Genomic DNA, 15,181 nt, shown 5'->3' on the forward strand with positions numbered 1-15,181 from the left:
CGCGAGCATGCTCGGAGATCCCGGACAGGGAGGCGGAGGACGGGTGCGGCGGGCGTCCGGAGGTGCCCCCTCCTCGCGCCCGCCGCACGGGGTCGGCGCTAGACGCGGACGACCATCTTCCCGGTGTTGCCGCCGCGCATCATCGAGAGGAACGCGTCCACGGCGTGGTCGATGCCGTCGACGACGGTCTCGTCGTAGGCGATCTCTCCGTCGGCGAACCAGCCGGCCATCAGCCGGTTGAACTCCGGCGCGTGGTCGAGGTAGCCGGACAGCGTGAATCCGCGCAGCGTGAGACCGCGGGTGATGATGTTCGCCATGTTGTCGGGGCCGGGCGTCTTCTCGGTGCTGTTGTAGCCGGCGATCGCTCCGCAGAGCGCCGCGCGGCCGCCGTCGCGGAAGGCGTCGAGGGCCGCTTCGAGGTGGTCGCCGCCGACGTTGTCGAAGTACACGTCGATCCCGTCGGGCGCGGCCTCGGCCAGCTGCTCGCGGACCGGGCCGGAGTGGTAGTCGAAGGCGGCGTCGTAGCCGTACTTCTCGGTGAGCAGGGCGACCTTCTCGGCCGAGCCCGCGGATCCGACGACCCGTTCGGCTCCGAGAAGGCGCGCGATCTGACCGGCGGCCGAGCCGACGGCTCCCGCGGCGCCCGAGACGAAGACGGTGTCGCCCTCCTTCATGCCCGCGATGGCGGTGAGCCCGACGTACGCGGTGAGTCCGGTCATCCCGAGGATGCCGAGGCGGAGCGAGAGCGGCACTCCGGGGATCTCGGGGACGACGCGGAACTGCGACGACTCGGCCTGCACGACGTCGCGCCAGCCGAGCTGGTGCAGGACCGCGCTGCCGACGGGGAACGCGGGGTCGTCGGAGACGGTCACCCGGCCGACGGCACCGCCGGTCATGGTCTCGCCGAGGGCGAAGGGCGGGGTGTAGCTCTTCACGTCGTTCATGCGGCCGCGCATGTAGGGGTCGACCGAGAGGAAGGCGTTCTCGACGCGGATCTCGCCCGCGGCCGGATCGCCGTACTCCACGGTCGCGGTCCGGAAGTCCTCGGCGACGGGCCAGCCGTCGGGGCGGCGGACGAGCTGGATCTGGGTGCTGGTGACGGTGCTCATAGGACCTTTCGTGGTGGTGGATCGGAGGGGATCAGAGTGAGAGGCCGACGGCGAGAGCGATCACCGCGAGCAGACCCGGGGTCATCTGGGTCAGCGCGGCGCGGCGCTTGGTCGGAGCGGAGAGGAGCAGGACGAGTGCTGCGGCGACCATCGATCCGGCGCCGGCGAACACGAGGGCCGCGCCGACGGCGGTGGCGCCGATCGCGACGGCGACGATGCCCGCCACGGTGACGACGGCGAGGAAGAGGTTGTAGAAGCCCTGGTTGTAGGCCATCTCCTTCGTCGCCTCCGCCTCGCCGGCGGTCGTGCCGAACGTCGATCGGGCGCGCGAGGTCGTCCAGAGGACCGACTCGAGCACGAAGATGTAGACGTGCAGCGCCGCGGCGAGAGCGGCGAGCACCAGTCCGAGAACGATCACGGCGGGCCTCCAGGCGATGGTCGTGATGCGGAGGGCTCCGCACCGATTGTGTAACGACCAGTCCACAATATACTGGAGCGAGCGGTCCGCGCCAGTGCGGCGCCGCAGCTGTCACCCCTCAGGAGGAGCACCGTGGGTCGCACGCAGGGCTTCGACACCGAGCAGGTCGTCCGCGCCGCCCGCGCCGTCTTCTGGGAGAGCGGCTTCGAGGAGGCGTCGCTCCCGGACCTGGAGTCCGCGACCGGACTGCGCCGCTCCAGCCTCTACCACGCCTTCGGCAGCAAGCGCGGGCTCTTCGACGCTGCCGTGCAGAGCTACCTCGACGAGGTGGTGCGGCCCCGGCTCGCCCCGCTCGTCGATCCGCGAGGGGCGTCGCCGACGGCGCTCGAGGAGTACTTCGCCGGGCTGCGGGCGGCGCTCGCCGACTCCCGCACGCTCTCCGCGAGGAGCGGCTGCCTGCTGCTCAACGCCGCGGGCGCGCCGATCGCGCGCGACGACGCCGTGCGCGAGGTGATCGCCGACTACCGGGCCGAGCTGCTGGGCGCACTGCGCGCCGGAGCGCTGGCCCGCTGGCCTGACGCGCAGGCGTGGGCGTCGGCTCAGGCGGACGTCCTCGTGTCGCTCCTGGTGGCCGCGCTCGTGCTGGCCCGCGTCGATCCGGCGCAGTCGCTCGCCACCGTGGACGCCGCGCTCGCGCTCGTCCGATCCTCCGCGCCCTGACGGCCGGCGCGACGAACGCCGGAGCACCGCTCTCGCGCCGGGCCCGCCCTCGCACCCGGCGCGCCGGGTCGGCCCGCACGGCACGACGCCCCCGTGCGCCTCGCGTCCCGGTGGGACGGATGCGCGCGGGGGCGTCGGACGGGCGGGGTCAGTCGGTTCCGGCGTCGAACGCCGCACCCTCCGAGGCCAGGTCGGTGGCGCGTCCCAGCGCGTCTGCCGCTGCGGACCCGCCGCCCTCGGTGATCGCATCGGCCTCGCCGATCTCGAGCTCGCCGACGAGCTCGGCGGTCGGACCGCCGACGAGGCCGGCGGCCGCGTACTGCTCGAGCCGCGAGCGGGAGTCGGCGATGTCGAGGTTGCGCATCGTGAGCTGCCCGATGCGGTCCTCGGGGCCGAAGGCGGCGTCGCCGACGCGCTCCATCGAGAGCTTGTCGGGGTGGTAGCTCAGCGCGGGGCCGGTCGTGTCGAGGATCGTGTAGTCGTCGCCGCGGCGCAGTCGCAGGGTGACCTCCCCGGAGACGGCCGAGCCGACCCAGCGCTGGATGGACTCGCGCAGCATCAGCGACTGCGGGTCGAGCCAGCGGCCCTCGTACATCAGGCGGCCGAGACGGCGGCCCTCCGAGTGGTACTGGGCGACGGTGTCCTCGTTGTGGATCGCGTTCAGCAGGCGCTCGTAGGCGATGTGCAGCAGCGCCATGCCGGGGGCCTCGTAGATGCCGCGGCTCTTGGCCTCGATGATCCGGTTCTCGATCTGGTCCGAGACGCCGAGCCCGTGGCGTCCGCCGATCGCGTTCGCCTCGAGCACGAGCGCGACGGCGTCCGAGAACTCGACGCCGTTCAGCGCGACGGGACGGCCGGCCTCGAAGCGCACCGAGACGACCTCGGAGGCGATCTCGACCTCGTCGCGCCACGACGCGACCCCCATGATCGGCTCGACGAGCTCGAGGCCGCTGGAGAGCTCCTCGAGGCGCTTGGCCTCGTGGGTGGCGCCCCAGATGTTGGCGTCGGTCGAGTAGGCCTTCTCGGTGGCGTCGCGGTAGGGGAAGCCGCGGGCGACCAGCCACTCCGACATCTCGGTGCGGCCGCCGAGCTCGTTGACGAACTGCACGTCGAGCCAGGGCTTGTAGATGCGCAGGCGGGGGTTGGCGAGCAGGCCGTAGCGGTAGAACCGCTCGATGTCGTTGCCCTTGTAGGTCGAGCCGTCGCCCCAGATGTCGACGCCGTCCTCGCGCATGGCGCGGACGAGGAGGGTGCCGGTCACGGCGCGGCCGAGGGGGGTGGTGTTGAAGTAGGTCTTGCCGCCGGAGCGGATGTGGAAGGCGCCGCACTGCAGGGCGACGAGCCCCTCCTCGACCAGCGCGCTCTTCGCGTCGACGAGGCGCGAGATCTCGGCGCCGTACTGGGCCGCGCGGGACGGGACGCTCTCGATGTCGGGCTCGTCGTACTGGCCGATGTCGGCCGTGTACGTGCAGGGCACCGCGCCCTTCTCGCGCATCCAGGCGACGGCGACGGATGTGTCGAGGCCTCCCGAGAATGCGATTCCGACACGCTCGCCCACGGGCAGACTGCTCAACACTTTCGACATGCCTCCGATTTTAGGAGGAACGGGGACCTCCTCCGAGCCGCGGGAGGTCCGAGCCGCCTCCCGGGGCGCCCGCGCGGGGTGCGCTCCGGCCGTGGGAGCACGTCCTCCGTCGATCCGCGTCGATCGCCGACAACCCCGACCGGGGCGCGCGAGCCGGCCGGAGGCTCCGTGGTCCGGAGGCGGCGCCCGCGCAGCCGGCGCGGATCGCCCGCTCCGGCTGAGTAGTTCCGCGCGGCCCGGATGGACGGCCGTGGCGAGCGCGTGCCAGGCTCCGCTCGACCCCGGCTTCCGCCGCCGCCGCCTCCGAAAGGGCTCTCCGTGCCACGACCTCCTCATCGCCTCGCGGCGATGGCCCTCGCCTGCCTGCTCGCCGCGGGCGGTTCCGCCGCTCTGGCGCCGTCCGCCCTCGCGACGCAGGCCGTCGCCGAGACTCCGACCGCCTTCGTCCCGGGGGAGACTCCGCCCGCCGAGGCGCGCGGATCGCAGACCTACACGAACGCCCTCCTCGGCGGCGACTCGCTCGATGCGGGCGAGCGCATCTTCTCGAACGGAGACTCCGCGAGCTTCGAGATGCAGGCGGACGGTAACGCCGTGATCTACGACGCCGGGCGCCGCCCCGTCTGGAGCACCAGGACCCAGGGCACCGGAGCGACCACGGTGCGGATGCAGGAGGACGGCAACCTCGTCGTCGTGACCGGCTCCGGCATGCCCGTCTGGGCGTCCGGGACCGCGGAAGAGACCGGCGCGCTCGCCCTCATCCAGGACGACGGGCAGCTCGTGCTCGTCCGCCCGAACGGGGACACGGCCTGGTCCTCGGCCGACGAGCAGGCGCCCGAGCCGGAGCCGATCGCCGACGTCCTCGACAGCGGGCGCGAGCTCGCTCCGGGACAGCAGCTGACCGCCTCGGACGGCCGCTCGCGCGCCGCGATGCAGAGCGACGGCAATCTCGTCGTCTACGTGGACGGATCGCCGCGCTGGAGCTCCGTCACCTCCGGAGCAGGCAACCGCCTCGCGATGCAGACCGACGGGAACGCGGTGGTCTCGGCCCCCGGGTCCGGCGTGCGCTGGCAGGCGGGAACGCCCGGGAACCCGGGCGCGCGGATGCAAATGCAGAACGACGGCAACCTGGTGATCACCGCCGCCTCCGGACGGCCGCTCTGGGCGAGCTCGACCTCGCGCGCGCCCGAGATCCGCGACGTCCTCTCCTCCGGCTCGCGGCTCAGCCGGGGACAGCAGCTCACCTCGCCGGACGGCCGGTCCCGCGCCTCCCTGCAGGGCGACGGCAATCTCGCGGTCTACTCGCGGGGGGACGTCCGCTGGGGCGCCGGCACCCAGGGCGAGGGCGAGACGCTCTCGATGCAGTCGGACGGCAACGCCGTGGTCACCTCCGCCTCGGGCCGACCCCTCTGGGCCTCGGGAACGGCGGGCAACCCGGGATCCCGCCTGCAGATGCAGAACGACGGCAACCTGGTCGTCTACTCCGCCTCGGGCCGCGCGCTGTGGGCGAGCGACACCCCTCCGGCGCCGCCCGCGCCCGCCGTCCGGGACACCCTCTCCTCCGGGAGCCGGCTCACCTCCGGACAGCTGCTGCGCTCCTCCGACGGAGGGAGCGAGGCGGTCATGCAGGGCGACGGCAACCTCGTCGTCTACTCGCGCGGCTCGGCCCGCTGGGCGGCCGGCACGTCCGGAGGCGGCAACCGGCTCGAGATGCAGTCCGACGGCAACGCCGTGGTCTACGCGGGCTCCGGCGGAGCACGCTGGCAGTCCGGCACGGCGGGCAGCCCGGGCTCCCGGATGGTCATGCAGAACGACGGCAATCTGGTGATCTACTCGCCGCAGGGCCGCGCAATGTGGGCGAGCACGCAGGCCGCGGCACCGGCGCCGGGTCCGCGACCGAATGGGCCGATCAGGACGTGCCCGTCATTCTCGAACTGGGCAGAAGCGAACGCCTGGTTCCAGACCTACGCCAACGCCGGCAACTTGGATGGAGACGGGGACGGCGTCCCCTGCGAGGATCTTCCTGGCGCACCCCGCCGGAACTGACCCCTTCCCATCGAGAGGGCGGGAGTCCCGCCTCACTCCTTCCCTCCTCTGTGGCGGTCGGGGCCGGTCGGTGCCCCGGCCGCTCCCGCGCCGCCGGGCGACCCGGCATGCTGGGGCAGGACTCCGCCGACGACGCGGATCGGAAGGACGCCATGACCCCGACGACCCCCTCCAGCCGCAAGAGCCTGCTGGTCACCCCTGACGAGCTCGCCGAGCTCATGGCCTCCACCGAGCCGCCGCTCGTCCTCGACGTGCGCTGGCGCCTCGACCGGCCCGACGGCCGCCCGGAGTACCTCGCGGGCCACCTGCCCGGCGCGGTGCACGTCGACCTCGATCACGAGCTGGCCGCCCACGGCGAGCCGGAGGAGGGGCGCCACCCGCTGCCTCCGATCGAGGTGCTGCAGGAGGCGGCGCGCGGCTGGGGGCTCCGCCGGGGCCGGTCAGTCGTCGTGTACGACGACGCGCGTAGCGTCCCGGCCGCGCGGGCCTGGTGGCTGCTGCGGGCGACGGGAGTGGAGGACGTCCGCCTGCTCGACGGGTCGCTCGCCGGCTGGATCCGCTCGGGGCGGGAGCTCGAGACGGGCGACGTCTTGCGCGAGCGGGGCGACGTCGAGCTGGCCTACGGTCGGCTCCCGGTGCTGGACATCGACGAGGCGGCGGCGCTGCCCTCGGCGGGCGTCCTGCTCGACGCCCGCGCCCCTGAGCGGTACCGCGGCGAGGTCGAGCCGATCGACCCGCGGGCGGGCCACATCCCCGGCGCTCGGAACGCTCCCGCGTCCGCGGCGCTCGACTCCGCGGGGCGGTTCCGGCCCGCCTCCGCCCTGCGTGCGGGATTCGAGGCGCTCGGCGTGCGGGAGGACGCCCCCGTCGGCGTGTACTGCGGCAGCGGCGTCTCGGCCGCGGTCGACGTCGTCGCGCTCACGCTCGCGGGCTTCGCGCCGGCGCTCTACCCGGGCTCCTGGTCGCAGTGGTCGAGCACGCCGGGCCGGACGGTGGCGACCGGCCCGGACGCCTGAACCGCCTGCTCCGGAGCGCCCGCGGAGCTCAACTGAGGCGGGAGTGCTCGCCGAGGTGGTGCCAGGTGCGGTTGTGGTAGACGAGCGGCGCCGTGGTCTCGGAGTCCTCGGGCACGTGGGCCTCGAGGGCGTGCACGGCGACGATCGTGGACGATCCCGCCTCCATGCGGTTGATCACCGTGCCGCGGATCCAGGCGGCGGCGCCCGGGAAGAACGGCTCGCCCGTGGGCAGCCGGGACCAGAGCGACGTGTCGGCGAAGCGGTCGATGCCGCTGGTCGAGCCCAGGCGCGCCAGGTCGAGCTGCTCCGCCCCGAGCAAGTGCACGACCAGCGTCTCGGACGCCTGGATGGCCGGAGAGCTGGACGAGGCGGACGAGAGCGAGAAGACGAACAGCGGCGGCTCGGCGCTCACCGAGAAGACGGAGGTCGCGGTCAGGGCGACCGGGCCGGTGCCCGGGTCGGCGGTGATCAGCGCGACTCCGGCGGCGTGGTTGCGGAACGCGAGCTTGAAGTCCTCCGGGGAGAGTCCGGCGAAGGCGCGGTGCTCCGGCTCGCGGTCCGGGGTGGTGGCGAGGTTCTCGCGGCTCATCGGAGACTCCTGATCGATCGAGGGTGCGGCACGGGGTGGTGGCCCGCCGTCGCGCCGCAGCACGGCCCCTCCAGACTGGCGCACCGGCCGGGGGAGGGCCGCCCCATTGCGGAGTATGACGCCGCCACCTCGGGGAACGCCGATCCGCCGCTCCCTGTTCCCGATCACGCCGGATCGGGTGCCCGTCGTCGGCGCCGGCGTCCACGCCCGTCGCTCGCCCTCAGCGCAACCCGTCGCCGCGGCCGCGGTCTGCGCGCAGACTCGAGGGCATGGCCCACCGTCAGCGCACGTCCACCGCGCATCCCGAGAGCAAGACCTGCGCCTCCTGCGGTCGCGAGATCGAGTGGCGCGCGAAGTGGGCACGGGACTGGGACGACGTCCGCTACTGCTCGGACGCCTGCCGCCGTCGCGGAGTCGGACCGGAGGAGGCGCGCCTCGAGGAGGAGATCCGCACCGTCCTGCTCGCGCGAGCGGCGTCGTCGACGGCGTGCCCGTCCGAGGTCGCGCGCCGGGTCGGCGGCGAGGAGTGGCGGCCGCTGATGGAGCCCGTGCGCCGGGCCGCGCGCCGCCTGGTCGACCGGGGCGAGATCGACATCGTGCAGGGCGGACAGGTCGTCGACCCCTCGCGGGCGAAGGGCCCGATCCGGCTGCGGCGGCGCCCCGGAGGACCCCTGTCGCCGGGCGGCGCCGCGGGCTAGCCTCAGCAGATGCCCAGCAGCGACGCCGTCGTCCTCACCGTCCCCGGACCGCACGGCGACCGGGAGGTGCGGATCTCGAGCCCCGAGCGCGTGCTGTTCCCGGAGCCGGGCATCACCAAGCGCGAGGTCGCGGAGTACCTGGTCGCCGTCGGCGAGCCGTTCGTCGCGGCGAACGGCGGCCGCCCCGTCTCGCTGCAGCGCTTCTCCTCCGGGATCGAGGGCGAGCAGTTCTTCTCGAAGAACCCGCCCAAGGGCGCGCCCGAGTACGTCCGGTCCGTCCCGGTGACGTACCCGAGCGGGCGGGTGCATCCGCAGCTCGTGATCGACGAGCCCGCGGCCGCCGTCTGGGCGGCGCAGATGAACACCGTCGTCTTCCACCCGTGGGCGTCCCGCGCCGATGCGCCCGACCTGCCCGACCAGCTCCGGATCGACCTCGACCCGCAGCCCGGCACCGACGTCGCCGACGCGGTCGTCGCCGCGCACGCGCTGCGGGAGGTCCTGCGGGAGGCCGGCCTCGACCCGTTCGTGAAGACGTCCGGCAACCGCGGCCTGCACGTCTTCGCGCCGATCGTCGCCGAGCACGAGTTCCTCGACGTCCGCCACGCGGTGATCGCCGCGGCGCGCGAGCTGGAGCGGCGGATGCCCGAGAAGGTCACGACGGCGTGGTGGAAGGAGGAGCGCGGCGAGCGGATCTTCGTCGACTTCAACCAGGCCAACCGCGACCGGACGATCGCCGGTGCCTACAGCCCGCGGCCGCTCGCGCACGCTCCCGTCTCCACTCCGCTGGACTGGGACGAGCTCGACGGCGTCGACCCGCGGGCCTTCACGATCCGCACGGTCCCGGTGCGCCTCGCCGAGCGCGGCGATCCGTGGGCCCGGATGCACGACGCCCCCGGTCACCTCGACGCCCTGCTCGGCTGGTGGGAGCGCGATGTCGCCGCCGGCCTCGGCGAGCTGCCGTTCCCGCCCGACTTCCCCAAGATGCCGGGCGAGCCGCCCCGCGTGCAGCCCAGCCGCGCGAAGAAGGCCTAGCCGAGGACGTCGCCGAGGTCGTACGCGGTCGGCTGCTCCAGCTGCTCCATGGTGCAGGAGGCGGCGTCGCGGTCAGGGCGCCAGCGCTCGAACTGCACGGTGTGCCGGAAGCGGTCGCCCTCGCGCTGGTCGTAGCGGACCTCGAGCACGAGCTCGGGACGCAGGCGCACGAAGGAGGTGTCGCGGCCGCTCGAGAACCGGCTCCGCTCGCCCTCGCCGCGTACCGGTGCTCCCTCCGCGTCGCGCTCGACCGCGGGTGCGAGCTCCTCCACCAGCTGCACGCGACGCTCGTCGCTGAAGGCCGAGGCCCCGCCGACCTGGCGGACCTCTCCGTCGTCGCCGTGCAGGCCGAGCAGGATCGAGCCCACGCCCGGCTTGGAGGCGTGCTCGCGGTACCCGATCGCGATCACGTCGGCCGTGCGGTGGTGCTTGACCTTGAGCACGGCGCGCTTCCCGGAGGAGTAGGGCGCGGCCAGGGGCTTCGCCACGACGCCGTCCAGTCCTGCGCCCTCGAAGCGCTCGAGCCAGTCGCGCGCCAGGGCCTCGTCGTCGGTGGCGCGGCCGAGGTGCAGCGGATGCGGGACGCCGGCCATCACCGCGGCGAGCGCCTCCCGCCGCGCCGAGTACGGCTCCTCGAGCATGCTGCGCCCGTCCACGGCGAGCAGGTCGAAGGCGACGAGCATCGCCGGGGTGGTCTCCGCCAGCATCGTCACGCGGCTCGCGGCCGGATGGATGCGTTGCGAGAGCAGGTCCCAGTCGAGCCGCTGCGCTCCCGGCTCGCCGGTCGCCAGGACGATCTCGCCGTCGAGCACGCAGCCGTCGGGGAGCAGCCGGAGGAAGGCCTCGACGAGCTCGGGGAAGTACCGGGTCAGCGGCTTGGAGCCGCGGCTCCCGATCTCGCACTCCCCGCCGGAGACCGAGACGATCGCGCGGAACCCGTCCCACTTCGGCTCGTAGGAGTATCCGCCCGCGACGGCGGTCTGCTCCGGCACCGCAGGAACGGCCTTGGCGAGCATCGGGGCGACGGGGAGCGCGAACGGGAGGTCCATGCCCTGATCATCCCGGCCGCGGTCTCGGACCGCACCCCCTTCTGGAAGGCTGTGGACCGGGACGTTCCGGGCCCGCCGCGGAGGTTCGAGGCGTAGCGTTCCCGGCATGAGCATTGACTGGAAGCGCTGGACGCCCGTCGCCGTCGTCCCCGCGGTCGTCGTCGCCGCGGCCGTCGCCCTCCCCCTCTCGGCGAGCGCCGCGGGGGACCTCCCCGAGAAGTCCGCCGCCGACCTCCTCGCCTTCGTCGCCGAGAGCGACGCCACGGCGTTCTCCGGCGAGATCCAGCAGACCTCGGACCTCGGCCTGCCCGACCTCTCGGCGCTCGGCGGCTCCGCCGGCTCGGCGTCCGCCGACCCCGCCGACTCCCTCGTCGAGCTCGCCACCGGCTCGCACCAGGCGCGCGTGTACGTCGACGCCGAGAAGGGCGCGCGCCTCCAGGTGCTCGACCGGCTGGCCGAGCGCGACGTCGTCGCCTCGACGACCGACGGAGTCTGGATCTACGACTCGAGCGCGAACACCGCCACCCACCTCGTGCCTCCCGCCGGCGGAGCCCCCGAGGCCTCGCCGGGCGATCAGGTCGTGACGCCGTCGTCCGCCGCCGAGCAGCTGCTCGCCGCGATCGACCCGACGACCACGGTCGCGGTCGGCTCGGACGTCAGCGTCGCCGGGCGCGATGCGTACGAGCTCGTGCTCACGCCCCGCGACGGCGGCACCCTCGTGGGCTCCGTGACCGTCTCGGTCGACGGCGAGACGGGCCTCCCGCTCGGGGTAGCCGTGACCGCCCGCGGGGGCACCGCGCCCGCGTTCAGCGTCGCGTACACGAGCATCGACTTCTCGACACCCGACGCGTCCCTCTTCTCCTTCACGCCCCCGGCCGGCGCCGAGGTGACGGAGCAGGCCGCTCCGGTCGACGACGAGGCGGACGCCTCCGACGCGCCCGCCGCGGACACCACCGGGCACTCCGACGTCGTCACCACGGGCTCCGGCTGGACGAGCGTCGTCGAGCTGCCCGCCGGTGACGCCGACGCGCTCTCCTCGCTCGACGCGGTCACCACGCCGGTCGACGGCGGCCGCATCCTCTCCTCCGCCCTTCTGACCGTCCTCGTCACCGACGACGGACGCGTCCTCGCCGGCGCAGTCCCGGCCGAGACGCTCCGCGACGCGGCCTCCGCTCGGTGACGGCGGGCGAGCTCGCCGTCGAGACGCGCGGCCTCACCAAGCGCTTCGGGCGCCAGGAGGCGGTCTCCGGTCTCGACCTCGCCGTTCCCCGCGGCGCCGTCTTCGGCTTCCTCGGCCCGAACGGCTCGGGCAAGACCACGACGATCCGGATGCTGCTCGCCCTCGCCGCGCCGACCGCGGGCAGCATCACCGTCCTCGGGCAGGCCATGCCCCGGCGCGCGGCCGAGGTCCTGCCCCGGGTGGGGGCGCTGGTCGAGGGGCCGGGCTTCTACCCGTTCCTCTCCGGAGCGGCCAACCTCCGGCGCTTCGACGCCGCGGAGGCGGGCACCTCGTCCCGCGCCCGCGACACCCGCGCGAAGGAGGCCCTCGCCCGCGTCGGCCTCTCGGCCGCGGCGCGCAAGAAGGTCGGCTCCTACTCCCTGGGCATGAAGCAGCGGCTCGGCATCGCGGTCGCCCTCCTCTCGCCGCGCGACCTGATCGTGCTGGACGAGCCCACGAACGGCCTCGACCCGCAGGGCACCCGCGAGGTCCGCGCCCTCGTGCGCGGACTGAACCAGGACGGAACGACCGTCCTCGTCTCCAGCCACCTCCTCGCCGAGATCGAGCAGCTCTGCACCCACGCCGCCGTCATGCGCACAGGGCGCCTCGTCGCCCAGGGCGGGCTGGACGAGCTGCGCGGGGACGCCGCCTCGGTCGAGCTGCTGACGCCCGACCGCGAGCGCGCGATCGTGGCCCTGCACACCCGGGGTCTGGAGCCGCGCACCGCGCCGGGCCCGCACCCCGCCGATCCGCCGCTGGTCGTCGCCGCTCTGCCGCCCAGGCTCGCGGCCGAGACGCTGGTGGCCGACCTCGTGCGGGCCGACGTCCGCGTCCGCGGGTTCGCCGTCCGCCGCCCCTCGCTCGAGGAGCGCTTCGTCGAGCTGACCGGGGAGGGCTTCGATGTCGAGCGCTGACGCGACCGTCCGCCGCGCGGGGATCGGGTCCCTGCTCGCCTCCGAGCTCGCCCTGCTCTTCCGCCGGCGCCGTACCTGGGCGCTGCTCGCGGCCCTCGCCGCCATCCCGATCCTGCTCGCCGTCGCAGTGCGGCTCTCGGGCGGTGACGGAGGCGGGCCGTCCTTCGTGGGCGCGATCGCCGGCAACGGCCTCTTCACCGGCTTCGCGGCCATCACGGTCGCCGTCCCGCTGTTCCTCCCGCTCACGGTCGGGGTCGTCGCCGGCGACGCGATCGCGGGCGAGGCCTCGCTCGGGACGCTGCGCTACCTGCTGGTCAGCCCCGTCGGCCGCGTGCGGCTGCTCGCGGTGAAGTTCGCCGCCTCCCTCGCCTTCTGCCTCGCCGCAGCACTCACCGTCATGGTGGTCGGGATCCTGATCGGCCTGGCGCTCTTCCCGGCGGGACCGGTGACGCTGCTCTCCGGCAGCACCGTCCCGCTCGGCGACGCGATCGGCCGGGCCCTGGCGATCGCCGTGTACGCGGCGCTCTCGCTGGTCGGGCTCTCGGCGATCGGCCTCTTCATCTCGACGCTGACCGATGTGCCGGTCGGCGCCATGGCGGCCACCGTCGTCGTCTCCATCGCGGCGCAGATCGTCGGCTCGCTCTCGCAGCTGGACGCCCTCCACCCGTTCCTGCTGACCGACCGGTGGTTCGACTTCGCCGACCTCCTGCGCGACCCGATCGCGTGGAGCTCCTTCGGCGAGAACGCGCTGCTCCAGCTCGCCTACGTCGCCGTGTTCGGGTCCCTCGCGATCGGCCGCTTCACCACCCGCGACGTCCTCTCCTGATCCTGGGACGACGGAGGCCGCCCTCCCGCACTGCGGTGGGGGCGGCCTCCGATGTCGACGGGGTCAGTCCTGGGGAGCGATCCCGAAGCTGACGGAGCCGCCCTCGTCCACCTGCGCGTCGAGGACCTTGTCGCCGAGAGCGACGGAGGCGGCGACGTCGAGGAACACGCGCGCTCCGTCCTGCTCCACGACGGCGTCCGTCGTCTCGGGGGCCGCGGCGACCGCGACAGCGAAGTTGCGGGCGTCGAGATCGGTGCCGCTGATGCGCAGGCCTCCCTCGACGGGGGTCTCGGTCTGCCCGGTGATGGTCTTGACGACGGTGCTGGCGTTGTCGGTGAGCGTGAGCATCGGGTCGTTCCTTCCGTCCGTGGTCGATGAGGGGGCCACGTTGCCGGGATCCGGCGGCACCCTCAAGGCGGCGGAGCGGATGTGGAGGGGATGCACACCTGGACGGCCCGGGGAGTCGCGGCGCTCGCCGGAGCCGCGCCGGGCCGGGGGCGCCGCATCGCCTGCCACACTGGCCGGATGCACCCCGCCGACTCCTGCCCCTGCGGAAGCCGCCGCCACTACGCCGACTGCTGCCGCCCCGCCCACCTCGGCGAGGAGCCCTCGCCGACGGCGGAGCGCCTGATGCGCAGCCGCTACAGCGCGAACGTCCTCGGCAGCGCTCCCTACCTGCTCGCGAGCTGGCACCCCTCGACCCGGCCGCGCCGCATCGACCTCGATCCCGACGTGCAGTGGCGCCGGCTCCAGATCGTCGACACCTCGTTCGGCGGGGAGGGCGACGAGGAGGGCCTGGTCGAGTTCCGCGCCTCCTACCGCTCGCCCGCCGGCCCCGGCCTCGTGCACGAGCGCAGCCGCTTCCTGCGCGAGGACGGTCGCTGGCTCTACGTCGACGGCGAGATGCTCGGCGACGAGGCCTGATCCGTCCGGGCCGTCCTACTCTGGAGGCATGGCCAAGGACTTCCGCCGGGCGGACGACGCGTCGCGCTACGAGCTCCACCTCGACGGCGCCCTGGTGGGCGTCCTCGACTACCGCGAGGCGCCCGGCAGCGTCTCCCTCGTCCGCTCCTTCACGACCCCGCCCTTCCGAGGCCGCGGGCTCGCCGGCGAGCTGGTCTCCTTCGCCGTCGACGACATCGAGGCCGCCGGCGGGCGGAGCGTCGTGCCGATGTGCTGGTACGTCGGACAGTGGTTCGAGCAGCACCCCGAGAAGGCGCACCTCCTCGCTCCCTCCTGAGCCGCTCACTCACTCGCGGACCGCGGGCTCCACTCCGGCCAGGTCCGGGCCGAGGCCGATGTCGACCAGGCGCAGACGGCCCGCGTAGGAGTCGCCCGGAGGCAGCAGCAGACCGGCCTTGATCGCGCCGAAGGCGACCGTCACATCGGCGCGCAGCACGGTGGGATCGGGGACCGACCCGTCGTCGGGATGGATGCCGCTCGGCAGGTCGACCGCGACGACCACCGGGCGCTCGGCCCGCCGCTCCAGCGCGTCGAGCACCGCCTCGACGACGACGCGCGGCCGCCCCCGCAGCGCGGGCTCCGTCGCTCCGATGCCGAGGATCCCGTCGACCAGGACGTCCGCCCGCGCCACCGCCGCGGCGAGGCCGGGCGCGTCGTCGGCCGGCACCTGCCCGCAGCCCTCGTCGAGCGCCACGGCGAGGCCCCGGCGGTGCACCCGCTCGGCCGTGAGGACGAGGACGACGTCGGTTCCGGAGGAGGAGAGCTCGGCGGCCGCGTAGAGCGCGTCACCGCCGTTGTCGCCCGGACCGACCAGGACGAGCACCGAGGCCGGACGGGAGCGGTCGGAGCGCCCGGCGAGCACGAGACGCAGCTCGCGGGCGAGGCCGTCGGCGGCGCGCTGCATCAGCGGCTCCCGCCGGGCCAGGTGCGGAGCCTCGGCGGCCCGCACCTGCGCGGACGTGTATCCCTCGACCATGCGCTCCACTGTGCGCGCGGCGCT

The 15,181-nt window shown here is 74.2% G+C and carries 17 protein-coding genes; 10 read left to right on the forward strand and 7 right to left on the reverse strand.

Translation table 11 applies throughout. The features are described 5' to 3' along the window. Positions 1-98 precede the first annotated feature (98 nt). Both C5C25_RS11905 and C5C25_RS11910 read right to left on the reverse strand, forming a co-directional pair. A complete protein-coding gene (locus tag C5C25_RS11905; RefSeq protein WP_104222542.1) occupies positions 99-1,109 on the reverse strand; it encodes an NADP-dependent oxidoreductase in 1,011 nt (336 codons plus the stop codon). Between the two features lie 31 nt (positions 1,110-1,140). Further along, positions 1,141-1,527 carry a DUF1304 domain-containing protein gene (locus tag C5C25_RS11910; RefSeq protein ID WP_104222543.1) on the reverse strand — a complete coding sequence of 129 codons (387 nt, stop codon included), beginning with the start codon at positions 1,525-1,527 and terminating at the stop codon, positions 1,141-1,143. 132 nt (positions 1,528-1,659) lie between these two features. Here C5C25_RS11910 and C5C25_RS11915 point away from each other — a divergent pair, with 132 nt between their 5' ends. Next, positions 1,660-2,247, forward strand: coding sequence for a TetR/AcrR family transcriptional regulator (locus tag C5C25_RS11915; protein WP_104238589.1), 588 nt, complete (start codon positions 1,660-1,662; stop codon positions 2,245-2,247). Between the two features lie 148 nt (positions 2,248-2,395). On the opposite strand, the gene argG is transcribed toward C5C25_RS11915, so the two are convergent. Further along, positions 2,396-3,832 carry an argininosuccinate synthase gene (gene argG / locus C5C25_RS11920; RefSeq protein WP_104222545.1) on the reverse strand — a complete coding sequence of 479 codons (1,437 nt, stop codon included), beginning with the start codon at positions 3,830-3,832 and terminating at the stop codon, positions 2,396-2,398. Between the two features lie 348 nt (positions 3,833-4,180). Between argG and C5C25_RS16870 the strand changes: the two genes are divergently transcribed. Next, complete coding sequence (locus tag C5C25_RS16870; RefSeq protein ID WP_181133692.1) at positions 4,181-5,875, forward strand: excalibur calcium-binding domain-containing protein; 1,695 nt, start codon at positions 4,181-4,183, stop codon at positions 5,873-5,875. Positions 5,876-6,027: 152 nt separating this feature from the next. Further along, on the forward strand, positions 6,028-6,891 hold the full coding sequence (locus C5C25_RS11930; protein WP_104250766.1) for a sulfurtransferase: 864 nt from the start codon (positions 6,028-6,030) through the stop codon (positions 6,889-6,891). A gap of 28 nt (positions 6,892-6,919) precedes the next feature. Here C5C25_RS11930 and C5C25_RS11935 read toward each other — a convergent pair whose 3' ends face one another. Continuing rightward, on the reverse strand, positions 6,920-7,480 hold the full coding sequence (locus C5C25_RS11935) for a flavin reductase family protein (RefSeq protein WP_104222547.1): 561 nt from the start codon (positions 7,478-7,480) through the stop codon (positions 6,920-6,922). A gap of 269 nt (positions 7,481-7,749) precedes the next feature. Between C5C25_RS11935 and C5C25_RS11940 the strand changes: the two genes are divergently transcribed. Both C5C25_RS11940 and ligD read left to right on the forward strand, forming a co-directional pair. Continuing rightward, positions 7,750-8,178 (forward strand): DUF2256 and DUF3253 domain-containing protein, encoded by a 429-nt coding sequence (locus C5C25_RS11940; RefSeq protein WP_104225402.1) that lies wholly within the window; start codon positions 7,750-7,752, stop codon positions 8,176-8,178. 9 nt (positions 8,179-8,187) lie between these two features. Continuing rightward, positions 8,188-9,210: a non-homologous end-joining DNA ligase gene (gene ligD, locus C5C25_RS11945; RefSeq protein ID WP_181133693.1), complete on the forward strand. Its 1,023-nt coding sequence runs from the start codon at positions 8,188-8,190 to the stop codon at positions 9,208-9,210. Here ligD and C5C25_RS11950 read toward each other — a convergent pair. After that, on the reverse strand, positions 9,207-10,259 hold the full coding sequence (locus C5C25_RS11950) for an ATP-dependent DNA ligase (protein ID WP_104250733.1): 1,053 nt from the start codon (positions 10,257-10,259) through the stop codon (positions 9,207-9,209). The genes ligD and C5C25_RS11950 overlap by 4 nt on opposite strands. A gap of 106 nt (positions 10,260-10,365) precedes the next feature. On the opposite strand from C5C25_RS11950, the gene C5C25_RS11955 reads away from it, so the two are divergent. Genes C5C25_RS11955 through C5C25_RS11965 form a run of 3 tightly spaced genes read left to right on the forward strand, consistent with a single transcriptional unit; the run spans position 10,366 to position 13,218 of the window. Further along, entirely contained in the window at positions 10,366-11,439 is a 1,074-nt protein-coding gene (locus tag C5C25_RS11955) for a DUF2092 domain-containing protein (RefSeq protein ID WP_104250734.1), read from the forward strand. After that, complete coding sequence (locus tag C5C25_RS11960) at positions 11,436-12,392, forward strand: ABC transporter ATP-binding protein (protein ID WP_104250735.1); 957 nt, start codon at positions 11,436-11,438, stop codon at positions 12,390-12,392. Before C5C25_RS11955 ends, C5C25_RS11960 begins: the two co-directional genes overlap by 4 nt. After that, positions 12,379-13,218: an ABC transporter permease gene (locus C5C25_RS11965; protein WP_104250736.1), complete on the forward strand. Its 840-nt coding sequence runs from the start codon at positions 12,379-12,381 to the stop codon at positions 13,216-13,218. Before C5C25_RS11960 ends, C5C25_RS11965 begins: the two co-directional genes overlap by 14 nt. A 63-nt stretch (positions 13,219-13,281) precedes the next feature. On the opposite strand, the gene C5C25_RS11970 is transcribed toward C5C25_RS11965, so the two are convergent. Beyond that, positions 13,282-13,566, reverse strand: coding sequence for a hypothetical protein (locus tag C5C25_RS11970; protein ID WP_104222553.1), 285 nt, complete (start codon positions 13,564-13,566; stop codon positions 13,282-13,284). A gap of 90 nt (positions 13,567-13,656) precedes the next feature. Between C5C25_RS11970 and C5C25_RS11975 the strand changes: the two genes are divergently transcribed. After that, positions 13,657-14,142 carry a YchJ family protein gene (locus tag C5C25_RS11975; protein WP_258069404.1) on the forward strand — a complete coding sequence of 162 codons (486 nt, stop codon included), beginning with the start codon at positions 13,657-13,659 and terminating at the stop codon, positions 14,140-14,142. A 28-nt stretch (positions 14,143-14,170) separates the two neighbouring features. Then, entirely contained in the window at positions 14,171-14,458 is a 288-nt protein-coding gene (locus C5C25_RS11980) for a GNAT family N-acetyltransferase (protein WP_104222554.1), read from the forward strand. 9 nt (positions 14,459-14,467) lie between these two features. Here the strand turns inward: C5C25_RS11980 and C5C25_RS11985 are convergent, their stop codons facing one another. After that, entirely contained in the window at positions 14,468-15,157 is a 690-nt protein-coding gene (locus C5C25_RS11985) for an NAD(P)H-hydrate epimerase (protein ID WP_104225395.1), read from the reverse strand. Positions 15,158-15,181 lie beyond the last annotated feature (24 nt).

Source organism: Rathayibacter sp. AY2B9, assembly GCF_002931595.1.
Classification (GTDB): Bacteria; Actinomycetota; Actinomycetes; order Actinomycetales; family Microbacteriaceae; genus Rathayibacter.

What these genes read in the sequence shown, in the direction of transcription:
- C5C25_RS11905 (WP_104222542.1), bottom strand. Translation starts at nt 1,109, where the DNA reads ATGAGCACCGTCACCAGCACCCAGATCCAGCTCGTCCGCCGCCCCGAC.
- argG (WP_104222545.1), bottom strand. Translation starts at nt 3,832, where the DNA reads ATGTCGAAAGTGTTGAGCAGTCTGCCCGTGGGCGAGCGTGTCGGAATC.
- C5C25_RS16870 (WP_181133692.1), top strand. Translation starts at nt 4,181, where the DNA reads ATGGCCCTCGCCTGCCTGCTCGCCGCGGGCGGTTCCGCCGCTCTGGCG.
- C5C25_RS11930 (WP_104250766.1), top strand. Translation starts at nt 6,028, where the DNA reads ATGACCCCGACGACCCCCTCCAGCCGCAAGAGCCTGCTGGTCACCCCT.
- C5C25_RS11935 (WP_104222547.1), bottom strand. Translation starts at nt 7,480, where the DNA reads ATGAGCCGCGAGAACCTCGCCACCACCCCGGACCGCGAGCCGGAGCAC.
- C5C25_RS11940 (WP_104225402.1), top strand. Translation starts at nt 7,750, where the DNA reads ATGGCCCACCGTCAGCGCACGTCCACCGCGCATCCCGAGAGCAAGACC.
- ligD (WP_181133693.1), top strand. Translation starts at nt 8,188, where the DNA reads ATGCCCAGCAGCGACGCCGTCGTCCTCACCGTCCCCGGACCGCACGGC.
- C5C25_RS11950 (WP_104250733.1), bottom strand. Translation starts at nt 10,259, where the DNA reads ATGGACCTCCCGTTCGCGCTCCCCGTCGCCCCGATGCTCGCCAAGGCC.
- C5C25_RS11955 (WP_104250734.1), top strand. Translation starts at nt 10,366, where the DNA reads ATGAGCATTGACTGGAAGCGCTGGACGCCCGTCGCCGTCGTCCCCGCG.
- C5C25_RS11965 (WP_104250736.1), top strand. Translation starts at nt 12,379, where the DNA reads ATGTCGAGCGCTGACGCGACCGTCCGCCGCGCGGGGATCGGGTCCCTG.
- C5C25_RS11970 (WP_104222553.1), bottom strand. Translation starts at nt 13,566, where the DNA reads ATGCTCACGCTCACCGACAACGCCAGCACCGTCGTCAAGACCATCACC.
- C5C25_RS11975 (WP_258069404.1), top strand. Translation starts at nt 13,657, where the DNA reads ATGCACACCTGGACGGCCCGGGGAGTCGCGGCGCTCGCCGGAGCCGCG.
- C5C25_RS11980 (WP_104222554.1), top strand. Translation starts at nt 14,171, where the DNA reads ATGGCCAAGGACTTCCGCCGGGCGGACGACGCGTCGCGCTACGAGCTC.
- C5C25_RS11985 (WP_104225395.1), bottom strand. Translation starts at nt 15,157, where the DNA reads ATGGTCGAGGGATACACGTCCGCGCAGGTGCGGGCCGCCGAGGCTCCG.